At 57.2% G+C, this 1822-nt stretch carries 1 rRNA gene (cut by a window edge); it reads right to left on the bottom strand.

The features are described from left to right. Window positions 1–1822, bottom strand: a 23S ribosomal RNA gene (locus ACZ7OI_RS49215); it runs 1353 nt beyond the window's last position.

The raw sequence follows: 1822 nt of genomic DNA, 5'->3' as shown, positions 1-1822 counted from the left end.
GTGGGCAAGTCCTCGGCCTATTAGTACCAGTCAACTCGACAACACATTACTGTGCTTCCATTTCTGGCCTATCAACCCAATCGTCTCTTGGGGGCCTTAACCCACATAGGGGTGGGATACCTCATCTTGGAACAGGCTTCCCGCTTAGATGCCTTCAGCGGTTATCCCTTCCGAACATAGCCAACCAGCCATGCCACTGGCGTGACAACTGGCACACCAGAGGTCCGTCCGTCCCGGTCCTCTCGTACTAGGGACAGCCTTCCTCAAGTATCCTGCGCGCGCGGCGGATAGGGACCGAACTGTCTCACGACGTTCTAAACCCAGCTCGCGTGCCGCTTTAATGGGCGAACAGCCCAACCCTTGGGACCTACTCCGGCCCCAGGATGCGACGAGCCGACATCGAGGTGCCAAACCATGCCGTCGATATGGACTCTTGGGCAAGATCAGCCTGTTATCCCCGGGGTACCTTTTATCCGTTGAGCGACACCCCTTCCACCAGGAGGTGCCGGATCACTAGTCCCGACTTTCGTCCCTGCTCGACATGTCTGTCTCACAGTCAAGCTCCCTTGTGCACTTGCACTCGACACCTGATTGCCAACCAGGCTGAGGGAACCTTTGGGCGCCTCCGTTACCCTTTAGGAGGCAACCGCCCCAGTTAAACTACCCATCAGGCACTGTCCCTGAACCAGATCATGGTCCGAGGTTCAGATTCCCAATCCGACCAGAGTGGTATTTCAACAACGACTCCACACCCACTAGCGTGAGCGCTTCACAGTCTCCCACCTATCCTACACAAGCCGAACCGAAAACCAATACCAAACTATAGTAAAGGTCCCGGGGTCTTTCCGTCCTGCCGCGCGTAACGAGCATCTTTACTCGTAATGCAATTTCGCCGGGCCTGTGGTCGAGACAGCCGGAAAGTCGTTACGCCATTCGTGCAGGTCGGAACTTACCCGACAAGGAATTTCGCTACCTTAGGATGGTTATAGTTACCACCGCCGTTTACTGGCGCTTAAATTCTCAGCTTCGCCCCGAAAGGCTAACCGGTCCTCTTAACGTTCCAGCACCGGGCAGGCGTCAGTCCATATACATCGTCTTGCGACTTCGCATGGACCTGTGTTTTTAGTAAACAGTCGCTTTCCGCTGGTCTCTGCGGCCAACCACCGCTCCACCCGCAAGGGGCATCACAGCGCTTGGCCCCCCTTCTCCCGAAGTTACGGGGGCATTTTGCCGAGTTCCTTAACCACAGTTCACCCGATCGCCTTGGTATTCTCTACCTGACCACCTGTGTTGGTTTGGGGTACGGGCCGTGCATGCACTCACTAGAGGCTTTTCTCGACAGCATAGGATCACCCACTTCGCCTCAAACGGCTACGCATCACGTCTCAGCCACATGTCATGCGGATTTGCCTACATGACGGCCTACACGCTTACACCAGGACAACCATCGCCTGGCGGAGCTACCTTCCTGCGTCACCCCATCGCTTGACTACTACGGAATCAGGTCCCACGCTCCACACGGCACATCCGTCCGAAGACTTCCGTGCCGGCTTCGGGTGGTTAGTGTCAACCGCCTCGCCATGGGCGCACATGCTCGGGTACGGGAATATCAACCCGTTGTCCATCGACTACGCCTGTCGGCCTCGCCTTAGGTCCCGACTTACCCTGGGCGGATTAGCCTGGCCCAGGAACCCTTGGTCATCCGGCGGCAGAGTTTCTCACTCTGCATTCGCTACTCATGCCTGCATTCTCACTCCCGCACCCTCCACCGCTGGCTTCCGCCGCGGCTTCACTGGATGCAGGACGCTCCCCTACCCATCCG

It is taken from the genome of Amycolatopsis sp. NPDC114503 (assembly GCF_055633655.1).
The sequence above is the reverse complement of the archived record's forward strand: the minus strand, read 5'-3'. Positions and strand labels throughout refer to the sequence as shown.